Genomic DNA, 25241 nt, shown 5'->3' with positions numbered 1-25241 from the left:
GCGCCGCGCCCGGCGGGCCGGACGCCGCGCTGGCGAGCGGCGGCTTGACCGCGGGGAGGCGGCGGGCGCTGAGTGCGTGCGCTGACGCCGCATCACTCCAGCTTCCCTCGCGACCCCGGGAGGATCCCCGACATGCTCCGCCGTTCGCTGTTCGTGTTGTTCGCCCTCGTGGCGAGCGCCGCGCCCGCCCTCGCGCTCGAGGAATGCCGGCTCATGCGAATGCCCGACATCCAGGGCGACCGCATCGTGTTCGTCTACGCCGGCGATCTGTGGACCGTGGCCCGCGCCGGAGGCACGGCGCAGCGCCTCACGACCCACGAAGGGGTCGAGGCCTTCCCCAAGTTCTCGCCCGACGGGCAGACGGTCGCGTTCACCGGCGAGTACGACGGCAACACGGACGTCTTCACGGTCCCGACGGTGGGCGGCGAGCCGCTTCGCCTGAGCTATCACCCCGGCGCCGACATGGTCGCGGAGTGGTATCCCGACGGAAAGTCCATCCTGATCCGCTCGATGCGCGCCTCCTCGATCCAGCGCTTCACGCGCTTCTTCAAGGTGCCCGCCACCGGCGGCTTCGAGGAGATGCTCGCGCTGCCGACCGCCGGCTACGCCAGCCTGTCGGCCGACGCGAAGCTCATCGCCTACGTCAGCCCGAGCTACGACAACCGCACCTGGAAGCGCTACCGCGGCGGCAACGCGCCGAACATCCTGGTCTACGACTTCGCGCGGAACACCTCGGAGAACGTCACGAAGGACTGGGACGGGCCCGACGAGTGGCCGATGTTCCACGGCCGCACGCTCTACTACTGCTCGGACCGCGGCGGCCGCACCGCCAACGTATGGGCCTACGACCTCGACAAGAAGACGCAGCGCCAGGTCACACGCTTCACCGAGTACGACGTGAAGTGGCCGAGCATCGGCAGCGACGCCATCGTGTTCGAGAACGGCGGCTGGCTGTACGTGATGGACCTGCCCTCGGAGAAGCTCACGAAGCTCTCGGTGAAGGTCCCCGACGACAAGCCGGCCACGCGCGCCGAGTACCGCCGGGTCGGCGACTGGCTGACCGGCATGGACCTCTCTCCTTCGGCGAAGCGCGCGGTGCTCGAAGCGCGCGGCGAACTGTTCAGCGTGCCGGCCGAGAAGGGCGACGTGCGCAACCTGACCAACACCCCCGGCGCCCGCGAACGCAATCCGGCCTGGTCCCCCGACGGCCGCTGGATCGCCTACCTGTCCGACGCCACGGGCGAGTACCAGTGGTACGTGCTCGGCGCCGACGGCAAGACGCCGCCGCGACAGGTCACGAAGGAGGGCGCGACGTTCCGCTACGGGCCGCAGTGGTCGCCCGACTCGAAGAAGCTGGCGTTCTCGGACAAGACCGGCCGCCTGTGGCTGACCGACGTGGCGAGCGGCAAGCTCACGCAGATGGACAAGAGCGAATACGGCGAGCTGTTCCAGTACGGCTGGTCGAAGGATTCGAAGTGGGTCTGCTACATGAAGCCGAGCCCGGCCGGCTTCGGCACCCTCCAGCTCTACTCGCTCGAGAGCGGCAGGGTGACGCCGGTGACCGACGGGCTGACGGACGACTTCTCGCCGTCGTTCGATCCCGAGGGCAGGTACCTCTACTTCATCTCGCGTCGGACGCTGACGCCGCAGTTCGGAACGTTCGAGCTCGACATGCACTTCACGGCGACCGACAAGCTGTACGCGATGTCGCTGCAGGACTCGCTGCTCTCGCCGGTCGCGCCCGAAAGCGACGAGGAGCCCGGCGAGGCCGCGAAGTCCGACGACAAGGCGAAGGGCAAGGACGACAAGGGCGCGAAGGCGAAGGAGGAGAAGGCGGCCGATCCCGGCATGCGGATCGACCTCGCCGGGCTCGGATCGCGCGTCGCCGAGCTGCCGGTGCCGGCCGGGCGCTACACCGCGCTGACCGCCACGAAGGGCAAGGTGGTCTACCTGTCGTTCGACGAGACGCCCGACGAGGACGGTCAGGCGCCGTGCAGCCTCCACTACTTCGACCTCGACAAGCGCGAGGACAAGACGGTCCTCTCGGGCGTGGACGCCGGCTACTCGCTGTCGAAGGACGGCGAAAAGGTGCTGTACCGCAAGGACGACCAGGTCGGCATCGTGGACGTCGCCCCCGACAAGAAGGCCGGCGACGGCAAGCTCGCCACGGACCAGCTCATGGCGCTGGTGGACCCGCGTCAGGAGTGGATGCAGATGTTCAACGAGGCCTGGCGGCTCGAACGCGACTTCTACTACGACCCGGGCATGGGCGGGCTCGACTGGAAGGCGATCGGAGACCGCTATCGCCAGCTCGTTCCGTACGTCGCGCACCGTTCGGACCTCAACTACATCCTCGGCGAGCTGATCGGCGAGCTGTCCACCTCGCACACGTACGTCGGCGGCGGCGACATGCCGCGCGTGCCGCGCGTCGGCGTCGGCCTGCTCGGGGCCGACTTTTCGTTCGACGCCGGAACGGGCCTTTACCGGTTCGCGAAGGTCTACCGCGGCCGCGACTGGAACTCGCGCGTGGACGCGCCGCTCGGCGAGCCGGGCATCGGCGTGAAGGACGGTGACCTGCTGCTCGAGGTGAACGGCCGCCCGCTGCGCGCGCCGGAGAACGTCTACTCCGCCTTCATCGGCACCGTCGGCAAACAGACGACGATCAAGGTGGGCGCGTCGGCGAACGACCCGAAGGCCCGCACGTACACCGTGGAGCCGATCGGCAACGAGGCGTCGCTGCGCTACGTGGACTGGGTGCGCGCCAACTACGACAAGGTGCAGGCCGCGACCGGCGGCAGGATCGGCTACATCCACGTCCCGAACACCGCCATCGAGGGCATGCAGGAGTTCACCAAGGGCTATTACCCGCAGGTGCACAAGGACGGCATGATCGTGGACGAACGCTTCAACGGCGGCGGGTTCATTCCCGACTTCTTCGTCGAGAAGCTCATGCAGTCCACCTGGACCTACTGGTCGAACCGCGACATGGCGCCGTTCCGCACGCCGCAGACTTCGGTGGACGGACCCAAGTGCATCCTCGCGAACGAGTATGCGGGCTCCGGCGGCGACGCGTTCCCCTACTACTTCAAGCTCAAGGGTGTCGGACCCATCATCGGCAAGCGCACGTGGGGCGGGCTCGTGGGCATCAGCCACAGCCTGCCGCTGGTGGACGGCGGGGTGGTGACCATGCCCGACTTCGGCGTCTACAGCACCGAGGGCAGGTGGATGATCGAGAACCACGGCGTGGACCCCGACTTCGAGGTGGACAACACGCCCGAGGCGATGGTCAGCGGCCACGATCCGCAGCTCGAGAAGGCGATCGAATGGTCGCTCGAGCAGCTCAAGGCGCACCCGGTCGTCCGTCCCGAACGGCCCGCGTACAAGAAGCAGCAGTTCTGATCGCGCCCACCCCCGAGGCGCGAACGAGGGCCCCGGCTCCGCGAGGAGTCGGGGCCTTTCGCCTTCCGCCCGGCCGGCCGCCGGCCGGTCAGTCCGCCAGCAGGTACTCGAGGTCGGAGCGCGACAGCGTGCGCGCGAAACCCTCGTCCCCGAGCACGTCCTTCACGAGCTTCGCCTTGCGCGCCTGCAGCTCGGCGATGCGGCCCTCGATCGTGCCGTCGGCGATCAGCCGGTAGGCGATCACCGTGCGGTCCTGGCCGATGCGATGCGTGCGGTCGATGGCCTGCGCCTCCACGGCCGGGTTCCACCACGGATCGAAGAGCACGACGTCGCGCGCCGCGGTCAGGTTGAGGCCGGTGCCGCCCGCCTTGAGCGAGACGAGGAAGCAGCAGGCACGCGGGTCGTTCGAGAACGCGTCCACGACCGCGCCGCGCTCGCGCGTGTTCGTGCTGCCGGTGAGCATGTGGAAGGGGATGCGGCGGTCCTTCATGTCGGCCGCGATGAGCTTGAGGCACTCGACGAACTGCGAGAAGACGAGGACCTTCCGGCCCTCCGCGAGCAGCGGTTCCAGCAGGTCGAACAGGGCCGTGAACTTGCCCGAACCGAGCTCGCGCCTGCCTCCCGCGAGCGCCGGGTGGCAGCAGATCTGCCGCAGGCGCGTGAGCACCGCGAGCACGATGAGCTTCTGTTTCGCCAGCGCCTGCTCGCCGGGCGCGAGCCTGCCGAGCAGCTCGCGGCTGCGCACCAGCTCGGCCGCGTACAGCTTGCGCTGCCCGGGCGTGAGCTCGCAGTCGAGGCGCTCCTCGATGCGGGGCGGCAGCTCCTTCGCGACCTGCTCCTTGAGCCGGCGCAGCAGCACCGGACGCAGGCGTGCCGACAGCAGGCGCCGCAGGTGCGGCGGAGCGTCGGGCCGGTCGTAGCGCGCCACGAACTTCGCGCGCGGCGGCAGCCAGCCCGGGTTGACGATCGCCAGGATGCTCCACAGGTCGAGCGCGCGGTTCTCGAGCGGCGTGCCGGTGAGCGCCAGCCGGTGCGTCGCCCGCAGCTCGCGCGCGACGCGCGAGACGGCGGCGTCCGGGTTCTTCACGTTCTGGGCTTCGTCGAAGATCACCGCGCTCAGCGCGTGCTCCTTCCAGCGCTCGGCGTCGCGCCGGAGCAGCGCGTAGTTGGTGATGACGAGGTCGTGGCCGCCCGCTTCGCCCATGCGCGCGCGGCGGTCGCGGCCGCTGCCCAGCACGAGCACGCGCAACCGCGGCGTGAAGCGCGCCGCCTCGCGCTCCCAGTTGTGCATCACCGACGCCGGGCACACGACCAGCGCCGGGCCCGCGCCCGGTTCCGCCTCGCGCAGGCGCGCCAGCCAGACCAGCGCCTGCACCGTCTTGCCCAGGCCCATGTCGTCGGCGAGCACCGAGCCGAGCTTCAGGCTGCCGGTCCAGGCGAGGAAGTCGAGCCCTTCGCGCTGGTAGGGCCGCAGCTCGCCGCGAAACCCCGCGGGAATCGGCACCCGCGGCAGGCCCTTGAAGCGTTCGAGCGTCCCGCGCAACCGGGCGACGGTTTCCAGCGTCCCCGCGCCGGCCCCGGTCGCGGCCAGCGTGTCGAGGCTCTCGGAGCGCGCCTGCGCGAGCTGCCATGCGGTGACCCGCTGCTCGGGCTGGTTCGGTTCGAGGCCCAGATCGGCGAGGGCGGCGGCGATCGCGTCCTGCGCCTCGGCGTCCTCGCGCCGCGCCCAGCCGCCCGCGAGACGCACGAACGGCCGCTTCGACTCGCGAAGCGTGGCGAGGTCGGCTTCGGTGAGCGCCAGCCCCTCGCTCTCCCAGTCGGCCCGGATCGTCAACCAGTCGAGACCCGAGGCGACGACGCTGAGCCGGGCATGGACCTGACGCTCGCCCTCGAACAGGCGCCGAACCTCGTCGTTGCCGAACCAGCCCGCCTCGTGCGGTCGCTCGCGCCAGGCGGCGATCAGCGACTCGACGTTCGACTCGTCGAGCCGCAGCCACCATCCGGTGCCCGCGTCGGGCTCCGGGTTCGCGCGCGCGCGGCCGCGCGCCGCGCCCCGCTTCTCGAGCGCGCGCTCGAGCCACTCGAGCGCGCCGGCGACGCGCGCGGCGGCCGGCACTTCCCGCCAGGGCGCGGGGCCCTCGCCCGCCGGCGACGCCAGCGTCGCGAGCGCCGCCGCCGCGCCGGCCGCCGCCGCGCCGGGCGCTTGCGGAGCGCCGGTGCCGGCATCGTGCACACCCGCCGCTTCGTCGGCCGCGGGCGTGCCGCCGCCCGCCATCGTCGTGACACGCGCGGCCAGCGCCTCGTCGGCCGCGGGGGCGGGCGCGAGGCGCACCCAGCCGTCGGCCGGCCCGTACTCGAACAGGTCGCGGCCCGACGCCGGCTCGCCGGGCGTCCACGGCGTCCCACCCGACGCGGCGAAGAGCCGCACCTGCAGCCAGTCGCTGCCACGCAGGTCGAGGGCGAACACCGGCCGCGCGTCGAAGGTGCGGGTCAGCGATTCGAGCGCGCTGGCGATGGCGGGAAAGCGCGCGGTCAGCCGGTCGAGCAGCGGGCCGTCCTCGCGCCGCAGCGGCAGGCCGCGCATCTCGGCCAGCGTCCGCACGATGTCCGCCGGCGGCTCCTCGACGACGCGGTGGAACGCGCCGTCCATCAACGCGATCGAGGGGTGAGCGGCGAACGCATGGCGCTCCGCGGGCCACACGAGCGCGGCGCCGGCCGGGCGCGACCTGCCGTCGGCGTGCGCAATCGCGAGCGCCAGGCGCAGCTCGCCGCCCTCGATGTTCGCCTCGAGCGTCATGCGCAGGTCGTCGCCTTCGAGGTCCGCCTTCGCTCCCGGCCGGACGCCGCAGCGGGCCGCGAGCGGCGCGGACAGCGCCGTGTCCCACGCGACGAACGGCGAACCGGCCGCACGATCGAGAAGCAGGTTGAGCTGTCCGTTCGACATCACCCCTGGATGGCGCGCGTCGTCGAACAGCCCGAGCATCTCCGCTTCGGTCAGGACGCGCAGCAGCCGCGCCTGCGGTGGCGAGAGCAGGTGCGGGTCGCGCCGCAGCTCGGAGTGCAGCTGGTTGAGCTGCTGCCGGCCGCGGGGCGCGTCCTGCGTCTGCGGGCCGGTCAGCCGGGCCTGGATCGTGACGCGCGGCCCGCCGTCGTCCTCGATCAACCCCAGCACGACACGCAGATGACGCGGCGCGCGCTCGCGTGCGCCGGCCCAGCTGCTGATGCGCTCGACCACGTCGCGCCGCTCGCTCTCGACGCCACGCTCGCTCAGCTCGCGCCGCTCGAGGTAGGGCCTGAGCGCCTTCGGCACGCGATCCGGCCACTGGCGTTGAATGGCGTGCGCGAGCCGCCAGCACCGCACGTCGGGGTCGTCCTCGTGCACGATGCCCCCGAGGTCGAGCGCGCCGAGTTCCCAGTACTCGAAGCCGTGCCGGCGCAGGAACGACTGCGCCGCTTCGAGGCGCAGCCACGAACCTTCCGCCCGGCGCAGCGCCGCGAGCTGCGGCGGTTCCGCGGCCGGCGGGCGCTCGAGCGAGCGCGGCGGCGCGGGGGCTTCGCCCGAAAGGCGGCGGGTCAGCGCCCGCGGCAGCAGCTCCAGGTCGCGTGGGACCGGCCGCCCCGCGGCCCGCGCCGCGGCGATCAGCGCGAGCCCGACCGCGTAGGCATGCTTGCAGATCGGGCCGACCGGGCACGAGCACAGCGGCTCGGCCGCGCCGGCCCGGAACGCCCAGCGCACCGCGTACGTGCGCGTTCCGCGAACCTTCGCCAGAACCGATCGCACGGCCGCGCGCCCGTCCAGCTGGCACTGACGCACGCGCTCCGCCATCAGGTATTCCTCGCCGCGCGCGCGGATGTAGGGCGGGAACGAGCCCAGCACATTGGCCAGGCGGGCCAGCTCGTCGTCCTCGAGGTCGTTGGAAACCTGAAGCGGAAGTTCGGTCAAGGTCGGGTTCCGGGGCGGCGGTGTCGGCGGTGGGCGAATCGCGCAGCTTACGGGCGCGCGCGCCGGCCGGGCAAGTGCGGAACCCGTGAAGCTCGCGGACCGTCCGCCGTTCCCGGGATGCGGGAGGAATTCGCGTGTCCTCCCGCGCCCCCGCAAGCGCGTCCGACCTCCCAACTCGGGACTTTTCGGCGGCGCGGACGGACGGTAGCCTTCACGGGTTCCCCCGGCAGCACCGTGGCCCCGCGCGGAGGCTCTACTCGTGTCGAGCGATCTCTATCCCGTCAAGCCCCAGATTCAGAAGAACGCGCACATCCGCTCCATGGAGCAGTACCGGCAGCTCTACCGGCGCTCGATCGAGGACCCGGCCGGCTTCTGGGCCGAGCAGGCGCGGCTCCTGGACTGGTTCCACCCGTGGAACACGGTGCTCGACGCCGACCACGACGAGATCGACTTCGCCTGGTTCTCGGGCGGCCGGCTCAACGCCTGCTTCAACTGCGTGGACCGCCATCTCGAAAAGCGCGGCGAACAGACCGCGATCCTCTGGGCGGCCGACGAGCCGGGCGTCTACAGGCACATCTCGTATCGCGAGCTCAAGCACAACGTCTGCCGGCTCGCGAACGTGCTGCTCGCGCACGGCGTTCGCAAGGGCGACCGCGTGTGCATCTACATGCCCATGATTCCCGAGACCGCGTACGCGATGCTCGCCTGCGCGCGCATCGGCGCGGTGCACTCGGTGGTCTTCGGCGGGTTCTCGTCCGACGCCCTGCGGGACCGCATCGTGGACGCGCGCTGCAAGGTGCTGGTCACCGCCAACGAAGGCCTGCGCGGCGGACGGACGATCCCGCTCAAGCAGATCGCCGATCGCGCCATCGAAGGCATGGACCTGGTCGAGACGGTGCTCGTCGCGCGCCGCACGGAGCGCGAGGTGCCGATGGCGCAGGGCCGCGACCACTGGCTCGACGAGGAGATGAGCCGGCAACGCTCGACCTGCACGGTCGAGTGGATGGGCGCCGAGGATCCGCTCTACATCCTCTACACCTCCGGCAGCACCGGGAAACCCAAGGGCCTCCTGCACACGACCGGCGGCTACCTCGTGTACGCCGCGCTCACGCACAAGCTCGTCTTCGACTATCACGACGGCGACGTTTACTGCTGCGCCGCCGACGTCGGCTGGGTGACCGGTCACACCTACATCGTCTACGGGCCCCTCGCCAATGGCGCGACGACCGTGATGTTCGAATCCACGCCGCTGTATCCCGACGCCGGCCGCTACTGGCGGATGGTGGACGACCTCGGCATCAACATCTTCTACACCGCGCCCACCGCGCTGCGCGCCATCGCGCAGGCGGGCGACGAGCCGGTGAAGCGCCACTCGCGAAAGTCGCTGCGCATCCTCGGCTCGGTCGGCGAGCCCATCAATCCAGAGACCTGGCGCTGGTATCACGACGTCGTCGGCGAAGGCCGCTGCGCCGTGGTGGACACCTGGTGGCAGACCGAGACCGGCGGCATCCTCATCACGCCGCTGCCCGGCGTCACCGACACCAAGCCCGGCAGCGCGACGCTGCCGTTCTTCGGAGTCAAGCCGGTGGTCCTCAACCCCGAGAACGGCCAGGTGCTCGAGGGCAACGGCGTCTCCGGCGCGCTCTGCCTGGCCGCTCCCTGGCCCGGCCAGGCGCGCACGGTGTGGGGCGACCACCAGCGCTTCAAGGAGACCTACTTCAGCCAGTACCGCGGCACCTACTTCACCGGCGACGGCTGCACGCGCGACGCGGACGGCTACTACTGGATCACCGGACGCATTGACGACGTGCTCAACGTCTCGGGCCACCGGCTGGGCACCGCCGAGGTCGAGAGCGCGCTCGTCGCGCACGAGGCCGTCGCCGAGGCCGCGGTCGTCGGCTACCCGCACACCCTCAAGGGGCAGGGCATCTACGCCTACGTGATCCTCGCCGCGAACTTCGCGATGACGCCGAAGGCCGAGCTCGAGGGCGCGCTCAAGGAGCAGGTTCGCCAGGCCATCGGCGGCTTCGCGGTGCCCGACATCATCCACATCGCACCCGGACTGCCCAAGACGCGAAGCGGAAAGATCATGCGCCGCATCCTGCGCAAGATCGCCGGCAGCGAGTACGCCGGGCTCGGCGACGTCTCGACGCTCGCCGAGCCCGAGGTGGTGGACCGGCTGGTCGCCGAGCACCGCTCGCGGGGCGCCTGACGGCGCGCCGGAACGGGCCGTGCCCGGCGGCCCCGCCGCGGGTCAGGCGTGCTTCGCCACCTCGGCGCGCTTCGCGGGCTGGTAGGAGCCGACGTCCGAATGGAAGCCGATCGCCAGCCGGTTCCAGCCGTTGATGGCGACGATGGCCAGGCTCAGGTTCACGAGTTCCTGCTCGCTGAAGTGACGGCGGGCTTCCTCGTACACCGCGTCGGGGACGCCGGCCCGTGAGATGAGCGTCATCGCCTCGGTCCACGCCAGGGCGGCCCGTTCCCGCGGCGTGTAGAAGGGCGCCTCGCGCCAGGCGTTGAGCACGTAGAGCCGCTGTTCCGTCTCGCCCGCCGCGCGCGCGTCCTTCGAATGCATGTCGAGGCAGTAGGCGCAGCCGTTGATCTGCGAGGCGCGCATCTTGACGAGTTCGAGCAGCGAGGACTCCAGCCCGCAATCATGAACGTACTTCTCCAGGCCGAGCATCGCCTGCATGGCACCCGGTGCGGCGGACCGGTAATTCGGTCTCGACGACATTGGTTCCGCTCCTTTCGCTTTCCCGTGCTGCGCGGCCACTCGCGGCAACGCTGCCTCACGCCCGACTTCGGCGCCGGCGCACGTGCGGACTATCGCGCGTTCGGGCGCCGGACGCGACCGGGAGCGGCGAAGCGTCAGGGTTTCGTCCCGTCGCCACGCGCCGTCACCACCGTCCGCCGGCCGCTCGTGAAAGCCCGGTCACCCGTAGGCGTATTCGGCCGCCAGGTACAGCTCCCCCGCTTCGGTGAGCACGACGTAGAAGTTCTCGAACTGCCCCCCGTCGCCCAGCCGGAATCGCGCGGGTCGTCCGGAGAGTCCCCACATCCGCCGGATGCCGGTCGGAACCCCGACCCGCACGGCAACGTCCTTCCACTCGCGCCCGCCCGGCGTCACCGGCTCGAGTCCGAACTCCGAGACGATCCTCGCGGCCAGCCCGTCCGTGCGCTTCACCACGAGGTAGCCGCCGCGGGACGACCACGGAGCGTGCGTCCGCAGCGGCTCGATCCGTATGCCGGCGCGGGCGAGGTGCCGGGCGAGGTCCGTGGGCAGACCGTTGTCGCGTCCGCAGCCCGGAAGGGTCGCCAGCAGCGCCAGCGGCAGCAGGCCGGCCCACCGGCGCACCGTGCGCACGCGCAGGCTAACGAAGCACTCCCTTTCCGGCGAGGAATCGCGCGTAGAAGAGGAGGGCGACGCCGATCGCGACGATCGCGGCGGTGAACGCCAGCGCTCCGGCGCCGCCCATGATCGCGAGGCCGTTCGTGAAGACGAAGTTGTGCAGGAAGGTCGGCGCCATGGCCACCAGCGAGATCGCGAGGATCAGCACCGCCAGCCGCCGGCGCAGCAGCACCAGCAGCGAGCCTGCGACGCCGCCCCACACGCTCGTCGCCCACGAGGCGACGGACCAGGCGGGGAACGCCTCGAAGTAGGCCCGCTGCTCCGGCGTGAACGACGCCAGGTAGCCCGCGTTCCGCGTCTGCGTCATCAGGTAGTCGAACGCGCCACCGCCGTTCCACAGCAGCGCCAGCGCGCCGACCACCCAGAGGTGCCAGGGGGTTCGGGGCGCGGAAGTCGGGACGTTCATGCGGCCTCCAGATGGAAAGTCACCGGGACGCAACCCGCCGGTGCGCAGACGCGCATCATGGGCGGCGGGTCTGGCGGCGGCAAGCACGATTCAGCGCGCGCGGAGTCCCTTCGAGCGAATCCGTTTTCATGAAGTGCCCCGACCCGGAGGCCATTGGGCGCGGCCGAGCCACAGCAGCCAGACGATTCGAAGATCAATGGTCGCGTGCAGGACCATCACCACCCAGAGATGCCCGGTCAGGATGAACAGCAGCGCGAAGATCAGCCCAAGGACCGTGGTGGTCAGGATTCCGCCCACGCCCTGGTAGCCGTGATCCACGCCGAAGACGACGGCCGCTGCCACGACGGCCAGCCAGGCGGGAAAATGCAACGGTGGATGCGCGAAGTACTGGATGAGGAACCCGCGGAAGACCAGTTCCTCGCAGATGCCGGCACTGACACTGACGGCCGCGAACCACGCGCGCTCCGGTGCCGACTGCGGAAGGAAGAAGGCAAGCGGGCCCAGCTGGCGCAGGTGGGCGTCCAGGAACTTCGGCGAGCGCGCGGCGAGCAGGGAAGGCCCGAGAATGCCGGCCGAAAGACTGGCCAGCAGACCCCAGCCGAGACCTCCGCGCAGCGACGCGGGAATCCAGGTCGCGGGTGGCGGCGTGAGGAGCGCGGCCCACGGCGTCGTCACGACGACGAACACGGTCGCCAGCCAGAGCCAGGCGATCGTCTTCCGGTAACTCCCAATGCGGGTGGCCGCGGACGGAAGCGCCTTGAGCCGCGCCGTCTCACGCCGGTCCCACAGCGGAAAGCCGACGAGAAGGAAGAGCACGAATGCCGCGTGAAGAATGGGAATCATGGTCGGTCCTTGTCGCCGGGGTCGGATTTTCGGGGCGGCGCGACGCGCGACCCGGACCCCGCGAGCGCCCGACCGACCTGCCTCATCGCGGGTTTGGACATTCGCCGCTCATCGCCCCGGTGTAAACTTACCGCAGGAACGCGGCGCAGCACCCGGAACCTCGGAGATTCGTGGCATGACTCCCGTCCGCTCCCACCGGGCCCGAAGCGCGGCCGCGGGACCCGCGCTCTTCGCCACGCTGCTTGCGGCCGTGCTCGCCGCCGGCGCGGCGCGCGCACAGTACGCCGACCCCGCGTTCCCCGTAGTGGACGGCGGGGTCTACACGAGCGCGCTCTCGGGCGACACGCTCTTCCTCGGGGGCGCGTTCCAGCACGTCGGGCCCAACACCGGCTCGTTCGCGTGCACCGACGCCGTCACCGGCGTGGCGATTCCGTTCGCGCGCATCGACGGCACCGTGTACGCGATCGCGGCGGACGCGCAGGGCGGCTGGTTCGTCGGCGGCGCGTTCGCGAGCGTCTCGGGGGTGCCGCGGGCGAACCTCGCCCGCATCCGCGGCGACGGCTCGCTGGATCCCTTCTGGAACCCCGGTGCGGACGGCACGGTCTTCTCCATCGCGCCTGCTTCCGGCTATGTCTTCGTCGGTGGTGCGTTCCTCAACGCCGGCGGCCAGTCCCGCCGGCACGTGGCGCAGCTGAACCGCACCTCCGGCGAGGCGCTCGCGTGGGACGCCGACGCGGACAGCGTCGTCCTGACGCTGGCGCTCGACTCCGGCACCTTGTGGATGGGCGGGCGCTTCGAGCAGGTCGGCGGACAGCAGCGGATCAAGATGGCGGCGGTCCACTCCGGAACCGGCGCGCCGCTCGCGTGGAGCACGACGATCTCCTCGCCGGGGGGCGGGTGGCCGAGCGTGAGCGCGATCGCGGTGGACGGCCCGACCGTCTACGTCGGCGGGCGGTTCACGAGCATCGGCGGCCGGACGATTCAGAACCTCGCCGCGCTCGATGCCGCGAGCGGCCTCGCGAACTCGTGGGACCCGCTCGCGGGGGCCTACGGGACCGTGAACACGATCGTTCCGCGCGGCGCGACCGTGCTGCTGGGCGGCGGTTTCGCGACCGCGGGCGGCCAGCCGCGTGCGAACCTCGCGGAAGTCTCGGCCTCGACGGCGCTCGCGACGGCCTGGAACCCGGACCCGGACGGCGGCGTCCGCGCGATGCTCGCGGGGAACGGCCGCCTGCTCGTCGGCGGCGATTTCAAACACGTGGGCGGGCAGCCACGCGCGAATCTCGCCGCGATCGACCTCGCCACCGGCGCGGCGACCGCGTGGAATCCGGGCGCCTACGGCACGGTCCTGGCGATCGGCGCTCCCGGGCTCGGGACCGATACGAGTCGCGTCGTCGTGGGCGGCGCGCGCTTGAGCATGGGCATGGTCGCGCGTTCCAACCTCGCCGCGATCGATCTGGCGAGCGGGCAACCGACCGGCTGGGACCCGAACGCGGACGGCTTCGTGCGCTCGATGTCGCTCGCGGGCTCGACGCTCTACCTGAGCGGCGCCTTCACTCAGGTGGGCGGCCAGCCGAGGACGGGCCTCGCGGCCGTGGATGTCGCGAGCGGGATTCCGACCGGCTGGAACCCGGCGGCGCCGAACGGTCAGGTCCAGTGCGTCCTCGCCCACGGCAACACGGTCTACGCGGGCGGCGGTTTCACCGCGATCGGACCCTCGACGCGCATGCACCTGGCGGCGTTCGATGCCTTCGCCGGCGCGCTCTCCGGCTGGAATCCCGCGGCGGACAACTGGGTCAACGTCGTCGCGGCGAGAGAAGGACGCGTGTTTGCGGGCGGGCTCTTCCAGTCCCTTGCCGGCTCCCCGCGTGCGTACGTGGGCTCGGTGGACTCCGCGAGCGCCCTGCCGCTGCCGTGGGCGGCCGGCGCGAGCAATGTCGTGGACGTCCTCGTGCCCGACGACCAGGACCGTGTCTATGTCGGCGGCTGGTTCACGCAGCTGGGCGGCCTACCGCGCGGCGGGATCGCGCGCGTCGCGGCGGCGACCGGAACGCCGGATGGCTGGAACCCCGGAGCGGACGCGCCCGTCGAGGCGATCGTGCCCGTCGGATCCTCCGTCTACGCCGGCGGCTTCTTCACCACGATCGGCGGCGGTACCGCGACGCGCGTGGCCGTGCTCGACGCCGCGAGCGGCGCGAGCGTTCCATGGGACCCGCGACTCCAGTCCCCGCCGTCCACGCTGCAGGTCGCGGACGGCGTGGTCTACGCCGGCGGCAACCTCTTCGGTGCGGGTGCGCTGCCGCTGCGCGGGCTCGTGAAACTCTTCCCCGCCGACGTCACCGCGCCCGCCGTGCAGGTGATTTCGCCGAACGGCGGCGAGTACCTCTGGGAGAACGGCGAGCCGTGGCACGTCACGTGGACGGTCGCCGACGACCAGCGCGCGCCATGGGTGGACCTCCAATCCTCCGTGGGCAGTCCGAGCGGGCCCTGGTGGCCGGTTGCGACGGCCCTGCCGAACACGGGCGTCTTCGACTGGCTCCCGCCTTACATCCTCGTCGCCCCGGCCGGTGCCGCGCGCGGCGCGACCATCAACCAGACCTGGCTGCGGATCGTCGCGCGCGACCTCGCCGGCAACGTCGGAAGCGACGAGAGCGACGGCCCGTTCTTCGCGCTGGGCACCGGAGACGTACCGGTGGATCGCCCGCAGCTGCTGCTCTCGGTCCCTTCGAGTCCGCTGCGCGGCGGCGGTCACGTGCTCTTTCACCTGTCCGAGCCGTCCCGGGTGCGCGTGAGCCTTTTCGACCTCGCCGGCCGGGAGTCCGCCCGCCTGGCGGACGGAAGCTATGACGCTGGCTGGCAGTCGCTTGCCGTGCCGGCCTGGCTCGCGCCAGGGGTCTATGTGGCGCGCGCCAGAGTCGGCGAGCGGGTGCTGTCGAGGAAGTTCGCGATCCTCGACTGAGCAGCGATTCGAAGGCCTGTTTGCCCGCGCCCCGCCGCGAAGTTAGGCTATCTCAACTTTGTTGAGGCCAAGATCCGGAGCGGGATTCGCGAGCGGTCGCCGCGCGTCACGATCGGACGGTCTCCGCGGCCGCGGCTGAACGCACATTGAGGAAACCCACGTGGACATCTGGAAGCGATTCGGCGAGAAGGAAGTCAGTCACTCGATGGCGCACTACCTTCAGGCGGTCGCATCGCTCAAGGCCGACAAGGGTCACGCGCGCGTCGTGGACATCGCCGACCAGCTCGGCGTCTCCAAGAGCGGCGTCACTTCGATGCTGCGCTCGCTCCAGTCCCGCGGCCTCGTGACGCACGAGCGCTACGGCGCCGTCGAACTGACGCCCGCGGGCAGGCGCCTGGCGGTGCGCACGGAATCGAGCCGTCGCGTGCTGACGATGTTCCTGACCGAAATCCTCGGCGTCCCCGAGGAGGTCGCGAGCGAGGACGCGTGCATGATCGAGCACCTCGTGAGCCCGGAGGTCTCGGTCGAGTTGCTGCGCCTGACCTCGTTCATGCGCTCGCAACACGCGGCCGCGAAGGATTTCCGCGAGGCCTACAAGGCCAGCCCGCGTTCGTGCGCCGAACACGATCCGGGCGCGTGCGACCTGTGCGGCTCGACCTGCCTGCGCGAGTCGCTGGTCAGCGAGATCGGCGAAGGCGGGAAGACGGCATGAGCGCCAACGCGAACGGCCCCGGGCGGGACGAACGTCCGCTCGCCCGGCTCGCCCCCGGCGAGGATGGCCGCATCGAGCGCATTGACGCCGAGCCGGCGATCACCCGCCGGCTGATGGAGCTGGGCCTCGTGCCCGGCTCCGAAGTCCGCATGGTGCGCACCGCACCGCTCGGCGATCCGATCGAGGTGGCCGTGCGCGGACTGCGCCTGTCGCTGCGGCGTTCCGAAGCGGAGTGCATCCATGTCGCGCTCCGCTGACCTCGCGCCCGGCGCGCCGCTGACGATCGCGCCCGCGCGCGCGACGCGCGCGCACGACACGGCGACCGGGCCCCGCCGCATCGCGATCCTCGGCAATCCCAACGCCGGCAAGTCCACGCTCTTCAACGCGCTCACCGGCCTGCGCCAGAAGGTGGGCAACTATCCGGGCGTGACGGTCGAGAAGAAGACCGGCACCTGCGAGCTGCCCTCCGGAGCGCGCGCGGAGCTGATCGACCTGCCGGGCAGCTACAGCCTGCATCCGGCCTCGCCCGACGAGCGCATCGTTCGCGACGTCCTGCTCGGCCTGCAGAGCGACACGCCGCCGCCCGACCTGATCGTGTTCGTGGTGGACGCGACCAATCTCGACCGCCACCTCAATCTGGCACTGCAGGTCATCGAGCTGGGCCGGCCGGTCGTGCTGGCGCTGAACATGATGGACTCGGCGCGCGGACAGGGCCTGGAGATCGACCTCGCCGCGCTCGAGCGCCAGTTCGGCACGCCGGTGGTCGGCATCTCGGCCGTCAAGGGCGAGGGGCTCGGCTACCTGCGCCGGCTCATGGAGCGCGAGATCGAGCCGAGCACGCGGCGCTTTCGCGAGCGGCCGGCCTACCTGCAGCGCGTGCTCGACCGGCTCGAGGCGCGGCTGCCGCGGCACCCGCGGCTGCCCGATCGGGCCCGCCACGATTTCGCGCTCGCCCTGCTGCTCGACGACGGCGAGGACGACGCGCTCGCGCGCGTGACCGAGCCGGACGTGCTCGAGGACGCGCACACGCTCGCGCGCCGGCTCGACCAGCTCTCGCCGGGCTGGCGCTCGGACGACGTCCAGGGCCGCTTCGTGGCGATCCGCGAGGCCCTGGCCGCCGCGGTCACCACACGCGGCGAGCGTCGCGACCGGCGCCGCGACTCGATCGACCGCGTGCTCACGCACCGCGTCCTGGGTCCGGTGCTGTTCGTGGTGCTCATGGGCGCCGTGTTCCAGTCGGTGTTCGCCTGGGCGATTCCGGCGATGGACCTGATTGACGCGGCGGTCCGCGGGCTCGGCAACTCGCTCGAGACGCTGATGCCGCCGGGGCCGCTTCGCTCGCTGATCGTGGACGGCATCGTGGCGGGCGTCGGCACGACGCTCACCTTCGTGCCGCAGATCGCCATCCTGTTCTTCTTCCTCGGCGTGCTCGAGGACACCGGCTACATGGCGCGGGCGGCGTTCATCATGGATCGCGTCATGAGCCGCGTCGGCCTGTCGGGCCGCGCCTTCATTCCGCTGCTGTCGTCGTTCGCCTGCGCGATTCCCGGCATCATGGCGACCCGCACCATCGGCAACCGTCGCGACCGCATCACCACCATCATCATCGCGCCGTTCATGTCGTGCAGCGCCCGGCTGCCGGTCTACGCGCTGCTCATCGGCGCGTTCATTCCGAACCTCTGGATCGGGCCCTTGACCCTGCCCGGGCTTGTGCTGTTCTCGATGTACATGCTCGGCATCGTCGCGGCGATCGTGGTCGCGGCCCTGCTCAAGCGCACCGTGCTGCGCGGTGGTCGGCCGCTGTACGTGATGGAGCTGCCGCCCTACCGGATGCCCTCCTGGAGATCGATCCTGATCTCCGTTCGTGAGCGCTCGTGGCTGTTCGTCAAGAACGCCGGCACCGTGATCCTCGCGATCACCATCGTGCTGTGGTTTCTCGCCTCCTACCCCCGCGGCGGCCCCGAGGTGAAGGCGCTCGAAGCGCAGCGCGCGGCCGTCACCGCCAGCGGAGACGCCGCGGCGGCCCGGCAGCTCGACGCGCACATCGCCGGGGTGTCGCTCGAGCACTCGTTCGCCGGCCGCGTCGGCCGTTTCCTCGAGCCGGCGATCGCGCCGCTCGGCTTCGACTGGCGGATCGGCGTCGGGCTGGTGACGTCGTTCGCCGCGCGCGAGGTCATGGTTTCGACGCTGGCGACCGTCTTCAACCTCGGCAACGGCGGCGACCAGGTGGTCCCGCTGCGCGACAGCCTGCGCGAGGCGACCGATCCGCACACGGGCCGCCGGGCGTACACTCCGCTCGTGGCGGTCAGCCTGATGGTGTTCTTCGTCCTCGCGTGCCAGTGCATGTCCACGGTCGCGGTGGTCCGGCGCGAGACGAACTCGTGGCGCTGGCCGCTGTTCATGCTGTTCATGATGAACGCGCTCGCCTGGATCGCGTCGTTCGTCGTCTACCAGGGTGGCCGAGCATTGGGGTTGGGATCATGAGCAACGAAACGCTGCAGAACATCGCCGTCGCGGTCCTCGTTCTCGGAGCCGCGGTCTTCCTCGTCTGGAAGCGCGTTCACCGCAAGGCGCGTCCGAGCCCGCTGTGCGGCGACTGCCCGGCGTGCGCGACGGCGGAGAAACAGAAGTCCGACTGGGGCCTGATCGGAGGCCTCCGCGCGCCGCGGCCGAAACCCGGCGCGGCGACACGCCGGGGCTGAGCCATGGGACCCGCGGCGGCGGGCGCTCCCGAGTGAGGAAGCGATGAGCCAGAAGATTCCGAAGTTCTTCGAGGACTTCCGCGCCGCGTACCCCGACGTCGCGGCGAAGTACAACGCCCTGAGCGAGGCCGCGAAGAAGGCCGGCCCGCTCGACGAGCGGACGGCGGAGCTGGTCAAGCTCGGCATCGCGATGGGTGCGGGAGCCGAGGGCGCCGCGCATTCCCACGCCCGCCGCGCGCGGGCGGCGGGCGCGACCGACCAGCAACTCGAGCACGTCGCGCTGCTCGCGATCACGACGCTCGGCTTTCCGCGCGCCATGACCGGCCTCGCCTGGGTGCGCGACGTGACGAAGCCCAGGGCCTGAGGCCCGGAGGCCGCCGGCCGCATGTCCGCACAGCCGATTCGCAAGATCGCCATCAGCACCGGCGGCGGCGACGCGCCGGGGCTGAACGCGGTGATTCGCGCCGTCACCGTATCGGCGCTCAAGCGCGGCTGGGAGGTCTGGGGCATCCGCGACGGCTACAACGGCCTGCTCGATCCGGAGGCGTTCCCCGACGGCGGCCTCGTGCGGCTCACGCGCCAGCGCGTCTCGGGCATCATGCACCAGGGCGGCACGACGCTCGGCACGACCAACCGCGGCAACCCGCTGTCCTTCCCGGTGCGTAACCCCGACGGCTCGTGGAGCGAGGTGGACCGCTGCGCGGAACTGATCGGCAAGTTCCGGGCCGCCGGGTTCGACGCGCTCGTCACGGTCGGCGGCGACGGCTCGCTGGCGATCGGCCACCGCCTCGCCGGCCTCGGGCTGCGGGTCGTCGGTGTTCCCAAGACGATTGACAACGATCTCGACCGCACGTTCATGACCTTCGGCTTCGACTCGGCGGTTTCGTTCGCGACCGAGTGCCTCGATCGGCTGCACGCCACGGCGACCTCGCATCGCCGGATCATGGTCGTCGAGGTCATGGGCCGCTACGCCGGCTGGATCGCGCTGCACGCCGGCATCGCCGGCAACGCGCACGCCATCCTCATTCCCGAGATCGCGTACGACATCGAGAAGGTCGCGCAGGCCGTGCGCGATCGCGAACAGAACGGCAACGAGTACGCGCTCGTCGTGGTCGCCGAGGGAGCGAAACCGGTCGGGGGCGCGGTGTCGGTGCGCGACAAGGCCGTCGGCCAGGCCGAACGCCTGGGCGGCGTCGGCGAGAAGGTCGCGGCCCGGCTGCAGGAGCTGACCGGGCGCGAATCGCGCACCGTCGTGCTCGGGCACCTGCTGCGCGGCGGATCGCCGACTTCGTTCGACCGGCTGGTGGCGCTGCGCTTCGGCACGGCGGCGGTGCGCGCGCTCGAAGCCGGCCTGTCGTCGGTGATGGTTTCGCTCGCGCCGCCGACGGTGCGCTACGAACCGCTCGAGGCGGTGATCCGCCGCATGAAGGTCGTCCCGCTCGATTGCGACACGATGCAGGCCGCGCGCGACCTGGGCATACGCTTCGGCGACTGACGCCGCCGCGAATGCCGGCTGCCGGGCCGGTCGGTCGCCGACGCCCGCCCGGCACGAAAGCACGCCCGCGCCGGCGCGGCCGCCGGTCCCGCCCCCGCGCGACGTTGCGATTTGCATGGGCGCAAGGTTGCCCGTGACCTGAGGCCGCCCGGCGCGATACGCTTCCGGCGCCTCTTGCGGGCGACCGCGGGGCGGAACGAACCTTGCGCTCCGTTACCGGTGCCGAGGCTCCGGCACCCGCGGCAGGTACGGGAGTCCGCTTCGTCCGACCGGCACCGCGACCCGATCTTCACGACCCGAACGTCCTGAGTCCGCCACCATGATCCGACCACTCGCTCTCGTCGCTCTCGGACTGCTGATCGGCGTCCCGCTCCTCGCCTCCCCCGCTTCCGCACGCACGTGGCGCGCGGGCGGCGTTCGCTCGAGCGGCGAGCCGGTCGTTCCCCGCACCTTCACCTTCAGCTCCCTGCCGCAGCGGCTTCCCGGCGAGGGCTTCGTGCGCAACGTCCCGCGACCGCGCGGCCTCGACCCCGGGCACGACCGCGAGCTGGAACGGCTCAAGAGCGCCCCCCCGCTCATCCTCCCGGAAGACCTGCGGACGTTCACGCTCGACCGCAACGCCGGCGTCGCGGGCCTGCGCGCCCGCCCGGGCGCCGAGCCGCTCGCGCCGGTCGCGGGCAACGGCTTCGAGGGAATCTCGCAGGCGGGCTACATCCCCGGCGAGCCCACCGTCGGAGCGGGGCCACTCAACGTCTTCACGCTCGGCAACGTCAGCGTGACGGTCACCAACAAGGACGGCTCGAACCGCGTCGAGACGCTGGGCACGACCTTCTTCGGCGTCACCCCCGGCGAGGGATCGATCTCGGACGGACAGTGCTACTACGACGCGGTGAACGGGCGGTTCGTGGCTCTGGCGTTCACGCTCGGCTCGAACTGGTCCAACTTCTATCTCGCGATCAGCAAGACGAACGACGCGCGCGGACAGTGGTGGCTCTACAAGTTCGACATGACGAAGGACGGCACGACGCAGACCGGCAACTGGGCCGACTACCATTCGCTCGGCGTGAGCGGCGACAAGATCGCGATGACCGCGCAGATGTTCGCGTTCGTCGGCGGCGCCTACCAGTACCAGAAGATCCGCGTCCTCGACCGCGCCGCCGCCTACGCGGGCCAGACACTGTCGTACGTGGACTTCGCGAACTTCGCTCCGCCTCCGGGCGGTGACGAGAACGACCTGTTCGTCACCAAGGCGGCGCGCAACCTCACCCCCGGCGACAACACGCTCCACCTGCTGTGCATCCGCGTGCTGGGCGGCAGCAACGTCACCTACCGCACGATCACCGGCTCGCCCGCGGCGCCGACGCTCTCGGCGGGCGAGCGCGTGCCCGTCAGCCCGTACTCGCCGGCGCCGCCGGCGGAGCAGAAGGGCACCACCGCGCTCGTGCCGACCAACGACTGCCGTCCGGGTGACTTCTACGTTCGCAACGGCGTCCTGACCTGCGCGTGGAGCACCGGCATCACGCTCGGCGGGTTCGTGGGCGCGCTGCGGCTCTTCCAGCTCCGCACCGGCGACCGCGCGGTGCTCACCGACGAGACCTACGCGGCGAGCGGCATGCACCTTTACTTCCCGGCCGTGACGGTGGACTCCGTGGGAACGGTCTTCCTCGGCTACGACCGCTCGAGCGGGAACGAATACCCTTCCTCGTACGCGACCGGACGGCGCCGCACCGACGCGACCCTGCAGCCGAGCGTGCTGCTGCGTTCTGGCCTCGCCCCGAACCTGACCACGCGCTGGGGCGACTACACGGGCATGGACCTGGACGCGACGCTCACCGGACCCGGGGCCGCGGTCGCCTGGTACGCCGGCCAGTACACGCGCGGCACGAACCTGTTCGGAACCTGGATCAACCGGCTGACCTTCCACTACGGGCAGGTGGCGGGCTTCGTGCACGACGACTGCGACGGCGACACGCTCACTTCCGGCGACCGCACGCCCCTCGCGGGCGCGGTGCTGACGCTCAAGCAGGGATCGGCCACGGTCGCGACGACCACGACCGGCGCCGGCGGCGCCTACAACTTCGGCTGGCTCGAGTCGGGCACCTACGACGTGTTCGTGACTCCGCCCGCGGGCGGCGCGGCGGTGAGCGCGATCGCGGGCAGCGGCGGAAACTCGCAGCAGCGGATCGCCGACGACGACCTGCGCGTGGACCTGGCGAACACGCAGACGTCGGCGGGCAACGTCTTCCTCGTCAGCGCGCCGCACGACGCTCCCATCACGACCGCGCTCACGCCCAACGGCCGCCTCGCCGGCTCGGGCGCGTTCACGCTCACGGTGAACGGCGCCGGCTTCACGAAGTGCTCGCTCGTGCGCTGGGACGGCGCCGACCGTCCGACCACCTGGGTCTCGGCCTCGCAGCTCACCGCCTCGATCCCGGGATCGGACGTCGCGGCCGCGGGCACCCACGCGGTCACGGTCTTCACCGGATCGCCGGCGGGCGGAACCTCGAACCCGCAGGTCTTCACCACCAGCGGCGCCGCCGACACGCAGGCGCCGACCGTCACGCTCACCTCACCCGTGGGCGGCGAGAGCTGGGCCATCGGTTCGTCGCACAACGTCACCTGGAGCGCGGGCGACGACATCGGCGTCACGGCGGTGGACATCGCCTGGTCGGTCAACGGCGGCGCGACGTTCCCCGATTCGATCGCCACCGGCGTGCCCAACACGGGCTCGTACGCGTGGACCGTTTCCGGCCTTCCGAGCGCCAGCGCGCGTGTCCGCGTCGTGGCGCACGACGGCGGCGGCAATCTCGGCGCCGACTCGAGCCAGGCGAACTTCACGATCGCGGGCTGGACCGTGACGGCGAGTGCCGGCGTCAACGGTGCGATCAGTCCCGCGGGAACGATCGGGGTGGGCGACGGCGCGACGCCGTCCTACGCGATCGTGCCCGACGCCGGCTCCATGGTCGCCGACGTGCTCGTCAACGGCGGCTCGGTCGGCGCGGTGACGAACTTCGCGTTCCCGCCCGTGCACGCGAACCAGACGATCGCCGCGACGTTCGCGCCCGCGACCTACCCGCTGAACATCACCTACTCGGGATCCGGCACGGTGGCGCGCGCGCCCGACCTGGCCGCCTACCCGGCCGGGAGTTCGGTGACGCTCACCGCGACGCCCGCGGTGGGCTGGTCGTTCGACGGCTGGACCGGCGACTTCGTCTCGACGCAGAACCCGGTCGGTGTCGAGGTGGACGGCCCCACCGACATCACCGCGGTGTTTTCGGAGCGCGTCTACACCTGGAACCAGACGGGCGCCGGCGACTGGACGGTCGCGACGAACTGGACTCCACCGCGCACCGATCCGTCGGCCAACGACATGCTCGTGTTCTCCGGCGGCGATTCCGTCCTGGTCACCAGCGTGCCGACCCAGACCATCGGCCGGCTGCAGATCACGAACAACTCCACCGTCGCGCTGCGCTGCGGCACGGTCACGGCGCTCACGATCTCCGGCCGCGCCGGCCCCGACCTCGACATCCCGGCGGGCTCGCGCCTGGTGCTCGACGGCAGCAGCGAGCTGAGCCTGATGCTGGGCGCGGCCGCGACCGGCATCGTCGGCGGCAGCATCCGCGTCTGGAACGCCTCGCACCGCATTCTCGCGGCGTCGCCGGGCGCGCTGGTGTTCACCGGCGGCGCGAGCGTGACCATCGGCACGGCGTTCACCGGCAGCCTGTTCGGCACCGGCGCCTCGGGCAGCAGCGTCAACTCGGTGCTGTTCCAGAACGGCTCGCTGTTCGCGCAGGCCTCGGGCGCCAATCCGTTCGGCGTGAGTCCGCCGAACTCGGTCGTGATCTTCCAGGGCGGCAGCCGCTACCGCGTGGACGGCCCGCTCACGCTGGCGATGACCGGCCGCACCTACGCGGACTTCGAATACAACTACAGCGGCGCCACGAACGTCACCGGAACGCTGGCGTTCAACCTGGACAGCCTGATCGTCTCGAAGGGCACGCTGAACCTGAACCTCGCCGGCGGCGGTTCGATCCGGGGCGGAATCCGCGTCAACGCCGGGGCGGCGCTCAACGTCAGTCCCGCCTCGGGCACGCCGACGGTCGTGCTCGCGGGCGCGGCGCCGCAGACGGTCAACGTCCTCGGCTCGTTCGGCAACACGCCCAACGCGACCCTCGCGGTCAACAATTCCAGCGGCGTGAACCTGCTCACCGACTGGACGGTCGCGGGGCCGCTGGCGTTCGCCGCCGGCGTGCTCGACGCCGGTGCGACGACGATGGCGATCTCGAACACCGGCAGCGTGACGGGCGCCGGCGCGGGTACCGGCTGGGTCGCGGGCCGGTTGCGCCGCCAGTTCCCGGCGGGCAGCGCGACGCGCGTGTACGACGTCGGCGACGCCACCACCTACGCGCCCGTCAGCGTCTCGGTGACCGGCGCCGCGGGTCCATTCGGTCTCGTCGCCCGCAGCGTGGGCGGCGAGCACCCGGAGATCGGCGGTTCGGGCCTCGATCCCGCCGCGGACGCGAACCGCTGGTGGTCCCTGGTGCCCGACGGCTCACCGTCGTTCGCTGCGGGCGACGCGACGTTCTCCTTCGCCGCTTCCGACCTCGACGCGGGCGCCGTGCCGGCCCAGTTCGAGGTCCGTCGTTGGAGCGGGCTCGCGTGGGACGCCCCCGCGACCGGAACGCGCACCGCGACGAGCACGCAGGCCACCGGGCTCGGCTCGTTCGGCGAGTTCGCGGTCGGCGGGATCGCCTCGACCGACGTCGTCGCCCCCGTCGTCTCGGTGACGTCCCCGAACGGCGGCGAGGTGCTGATCGCGGGCGCGAACACGAACCTCGCATGGAACGCGTCCGACAACGTCGGCGTCACGGCCGTGGACCTGCTGCTGTCGCGCGCGGGAGCGGACGGTCCGTTCGACCCGATCGCGAGCGGAATCCCCAACACGGGCTCGTACGCCTGGTCGGCGACGACGCCGTACACCTCGACGGCGCTGCTGCGCGTCGTCGCCCACGATGCGGCCGGCAACTCGGCCGCCGACACGAGCGACGCGGTGTTCGCGATCCTCGCGACGACCGGAGTGGATCGCGGCCCCGCGACGGCGTTCGCCCTCGCGCCGGCGTATCCGAACCCGATGCGCGCGGGCGGAACGTTCGCGTTCGCCCTGCCCGAGCCGGCGCACGTGCGCCTGAGCGTCCTCGACGTGCAGGGTCGCGAGGTGCTGGTGCTGGCCGACGAGGACCGCGCCTCCGGCTGGCACTCGCTCGCCTGGCGCAACGGCGGACGCGCGACGCTCGGCGCGGGGCTCTACTTCGTGCGCATGAGCGCCGGCGGGCGCACGTTCACCCGGCGCTTCGTGCTCGCCCGTTAGCGCGG

General features: G+C 71.5%; 15 protein-coding genes. 10 read left to right on the top strand and 5 right to left on the bottom strand.

Annotated elements, in window-relative coordinates; genetic code table 11:
• Positions 1 to 132 precede the first annotated feature (132 nt).
• Entirely contained in the window at positions 133 to 3399 is a 3267-nt protein-coding gene (locus tag IT347_12845) for a PD40 domain-containing protein (protein ID MCC6350468.1), read from the top strand.
• 88 nt (positions 3400 to 3487) lie between these two features.
• Here IT347_12845 and IT347_12840 read toward each other — a convergent pair whose 3' ends face one another.
• Complete coding sequence (locus IT347_12840; protein MCC6350467.1) at positions 3488 to 7342, bottom strand: DEAD/DEAH box helicase; 3855 nt, start codon at positions 7340 to 7342, stop codon at positions 3488 to 3490.
• Positions 7343 to 7601: 259 nt separating this feature from the next.
• Here IT347_12840 and acs point away from each other — a divergent pair, with 259 nt between their 5' ends.
• A complete protein-coding gene (gene acs, locus IT347_12835) occupies positions 7602 to 9554 on the top strand; it encodes an acetate--CoA ligase (protein ID MCC6350466.1) in 1953 nt (650 codons plus the stop codon).
• A gap of 42 nt (positions 9555 to 9596) precedes the next feature.
• On the opposite strand, the gene IT347_12830 is transcribed toward acs, so the two are convergent.
• The 4 genes from IT347_12830 to IT347_12815 form a co-directional block, all read right to left on the bottom strand.
• The gene (locus IT347_12830; GenBank protein ID MCC6350465.1) at positions 9597 to 10076 is read right to left on the bottom strand and encodes a carboxymuconolactone decarboxylase family protein; all 480 of its coding nucleotides are present in this window, start codon (positions 10074 to 10076) and stop codon (positions 9597 to 9599) included.
• A 198-nt stretch (positions 10077 to 10274) separates the two neighbouring features.
• Positions 10275 to 10706, bottom strand: a complete 432-nt coding sequence (locus IT347_12825; GenBank protein ID MCC6350464.1) for a hypothetical protein — start codon at positions 10704 to 10706, stop codon at positions 10275 to 10277.
• Between the two features lie 7 nt (positions 10707 to 10713).
• Positions 10714 to 11157 carry a hypothetical protein gene (locus IT347_12820; protein MCC6350463.1) on the bottom strand — a complete coding sequence of 148 codons (444 nt, stop codon included), beginning with the start codon at positions 11155 to 11157 and terminating at the stop codon, positions 10714 to 10716.
• A 126-nt stretch (positions 11158 to 11283) separates the two neighbouring features.
• Entirely contained in the window at positions 11284 to 12000 is a 717-nt protein-coding gene (locus IT347_12815) for a CPBP family intramembrane metalloprotease (GenBank protein ID MCC6350462.1), read from the bottom strand.
• Positions 12001 to 12175: 175 nt separating this feature from the next.
• On the opposite strand from IT347_12815, the gene IT347_12810 reads away from it, so the two are divergent.
• The 8 genes from IT347_12810 to IT347_12775 all read left to right on the top strand — a co-directional run bounded on the left by IT347_12810 (position 12176) and on the right by IT347_12775 (position 25236).
• Complete coding sequence (locus IT347_12810) at positions 12176 to 14959, top strand: delta-60 repeat domain-containing protein (protein MCC6350461.1); 2784 nt, start codon at positions 12176 to 12178, stop codon at positions 14957 to 14959.
• Positions 14960 to 15119: 160 nt separating this feature from the next.
• On the top strand, positions 15120 to 15671 hold the full coding sequence (locus IT347_12805; GenBank protein ID MCC6350460.1) for a metal-dependent transcriptional regulator: 552 nt from the start codon (positions 15120 to 15122) through the stop codon (positions 15669 to 15671).
• Entirely contained in the window at positions 15668 to 15928 is a 261-nt protein-coding gene (locus tag IT347_12800; GenBank protein MCC6350459.1) for a ferrous iron transport protein A, read from the top strand. Before IT347_12805 ends, IT347_12800 begins: the two co-directional genes overlap by 4 nt.
• A complete protein-coding gene (gene feoB / locus IT347_12795) occupies positions 15912 to 18155 on the top strand; it encodes a ferrous iron transport protein B (protein ID MCC6350458.1) in 2244 nt (747 codons plus the stop codon). The genes IT347_12800 and feoB overlap by 17 nt, the downstream gene beginning before the upstream one ends.
• Positions 18152 to 18373: a FeoB-associated Cys-rich membrane protein gene (locus tag IT347_12790; GenBank protein ID MCC6350457.1), complete on the top strand. Its 222-nt coding sequence runs from the start codon at positions 18152 to 18154 to the stop codon at positions 18371 to 18373. Before feoB ends, IT347_12790 begins: the two co-directional genes overlap by 4 nt.
• A 43-nt stretch (positions 18374 to 18416) precedes the next feature.
• Entirely contained in the window at positions 18417 to 18737 is a 321-nt protein-coding gene (locus tag IT347_12785) for a carboxymuconolactone decarboxylase family protein (protein MCC6350456.1), read from the top strand.
• Between the two features lie 21 nt (positions 18738 to 18758).
• A complete protein-coding gene (locus tag IT347_12780; protein ID MCC6350455.1) occupies positions 18759 to 19868 on the top strand; it encodes an ATP-dependent 6-phosphofructokinase in 1110 nt (369 codons plus the stop codon).
• A gap of 319 nt (positions 19869 to 20187) precedes the next feature.
• Complete coding sequence (locus tag IT347_12775) at positions 20188 to 25236, top strand: T9SS type A sorting domain-containing protein (GenBank protein MCC6350454.1); 5049 nt, start codon at positions 20188 to 20190, stop codon at positions 25234 to 25236.
• Positions 25237 to 25241 lie beyond the last annotated feature (5 nt).

Source organism: Candidatus Eisenbacteria bacterium, from assembly GCA_020847735.1.
In the GTDB taxonomy this organism is placed as follows: domain Bacteria; phylum Eisenbacteria; class RBG-16-71-46; order RBG-16-71-46; family RBG-16-71-46; genus CAIXRL01.
This window is presented reverse-complemented; position numbering and strand designations above follow the sequence as displayed.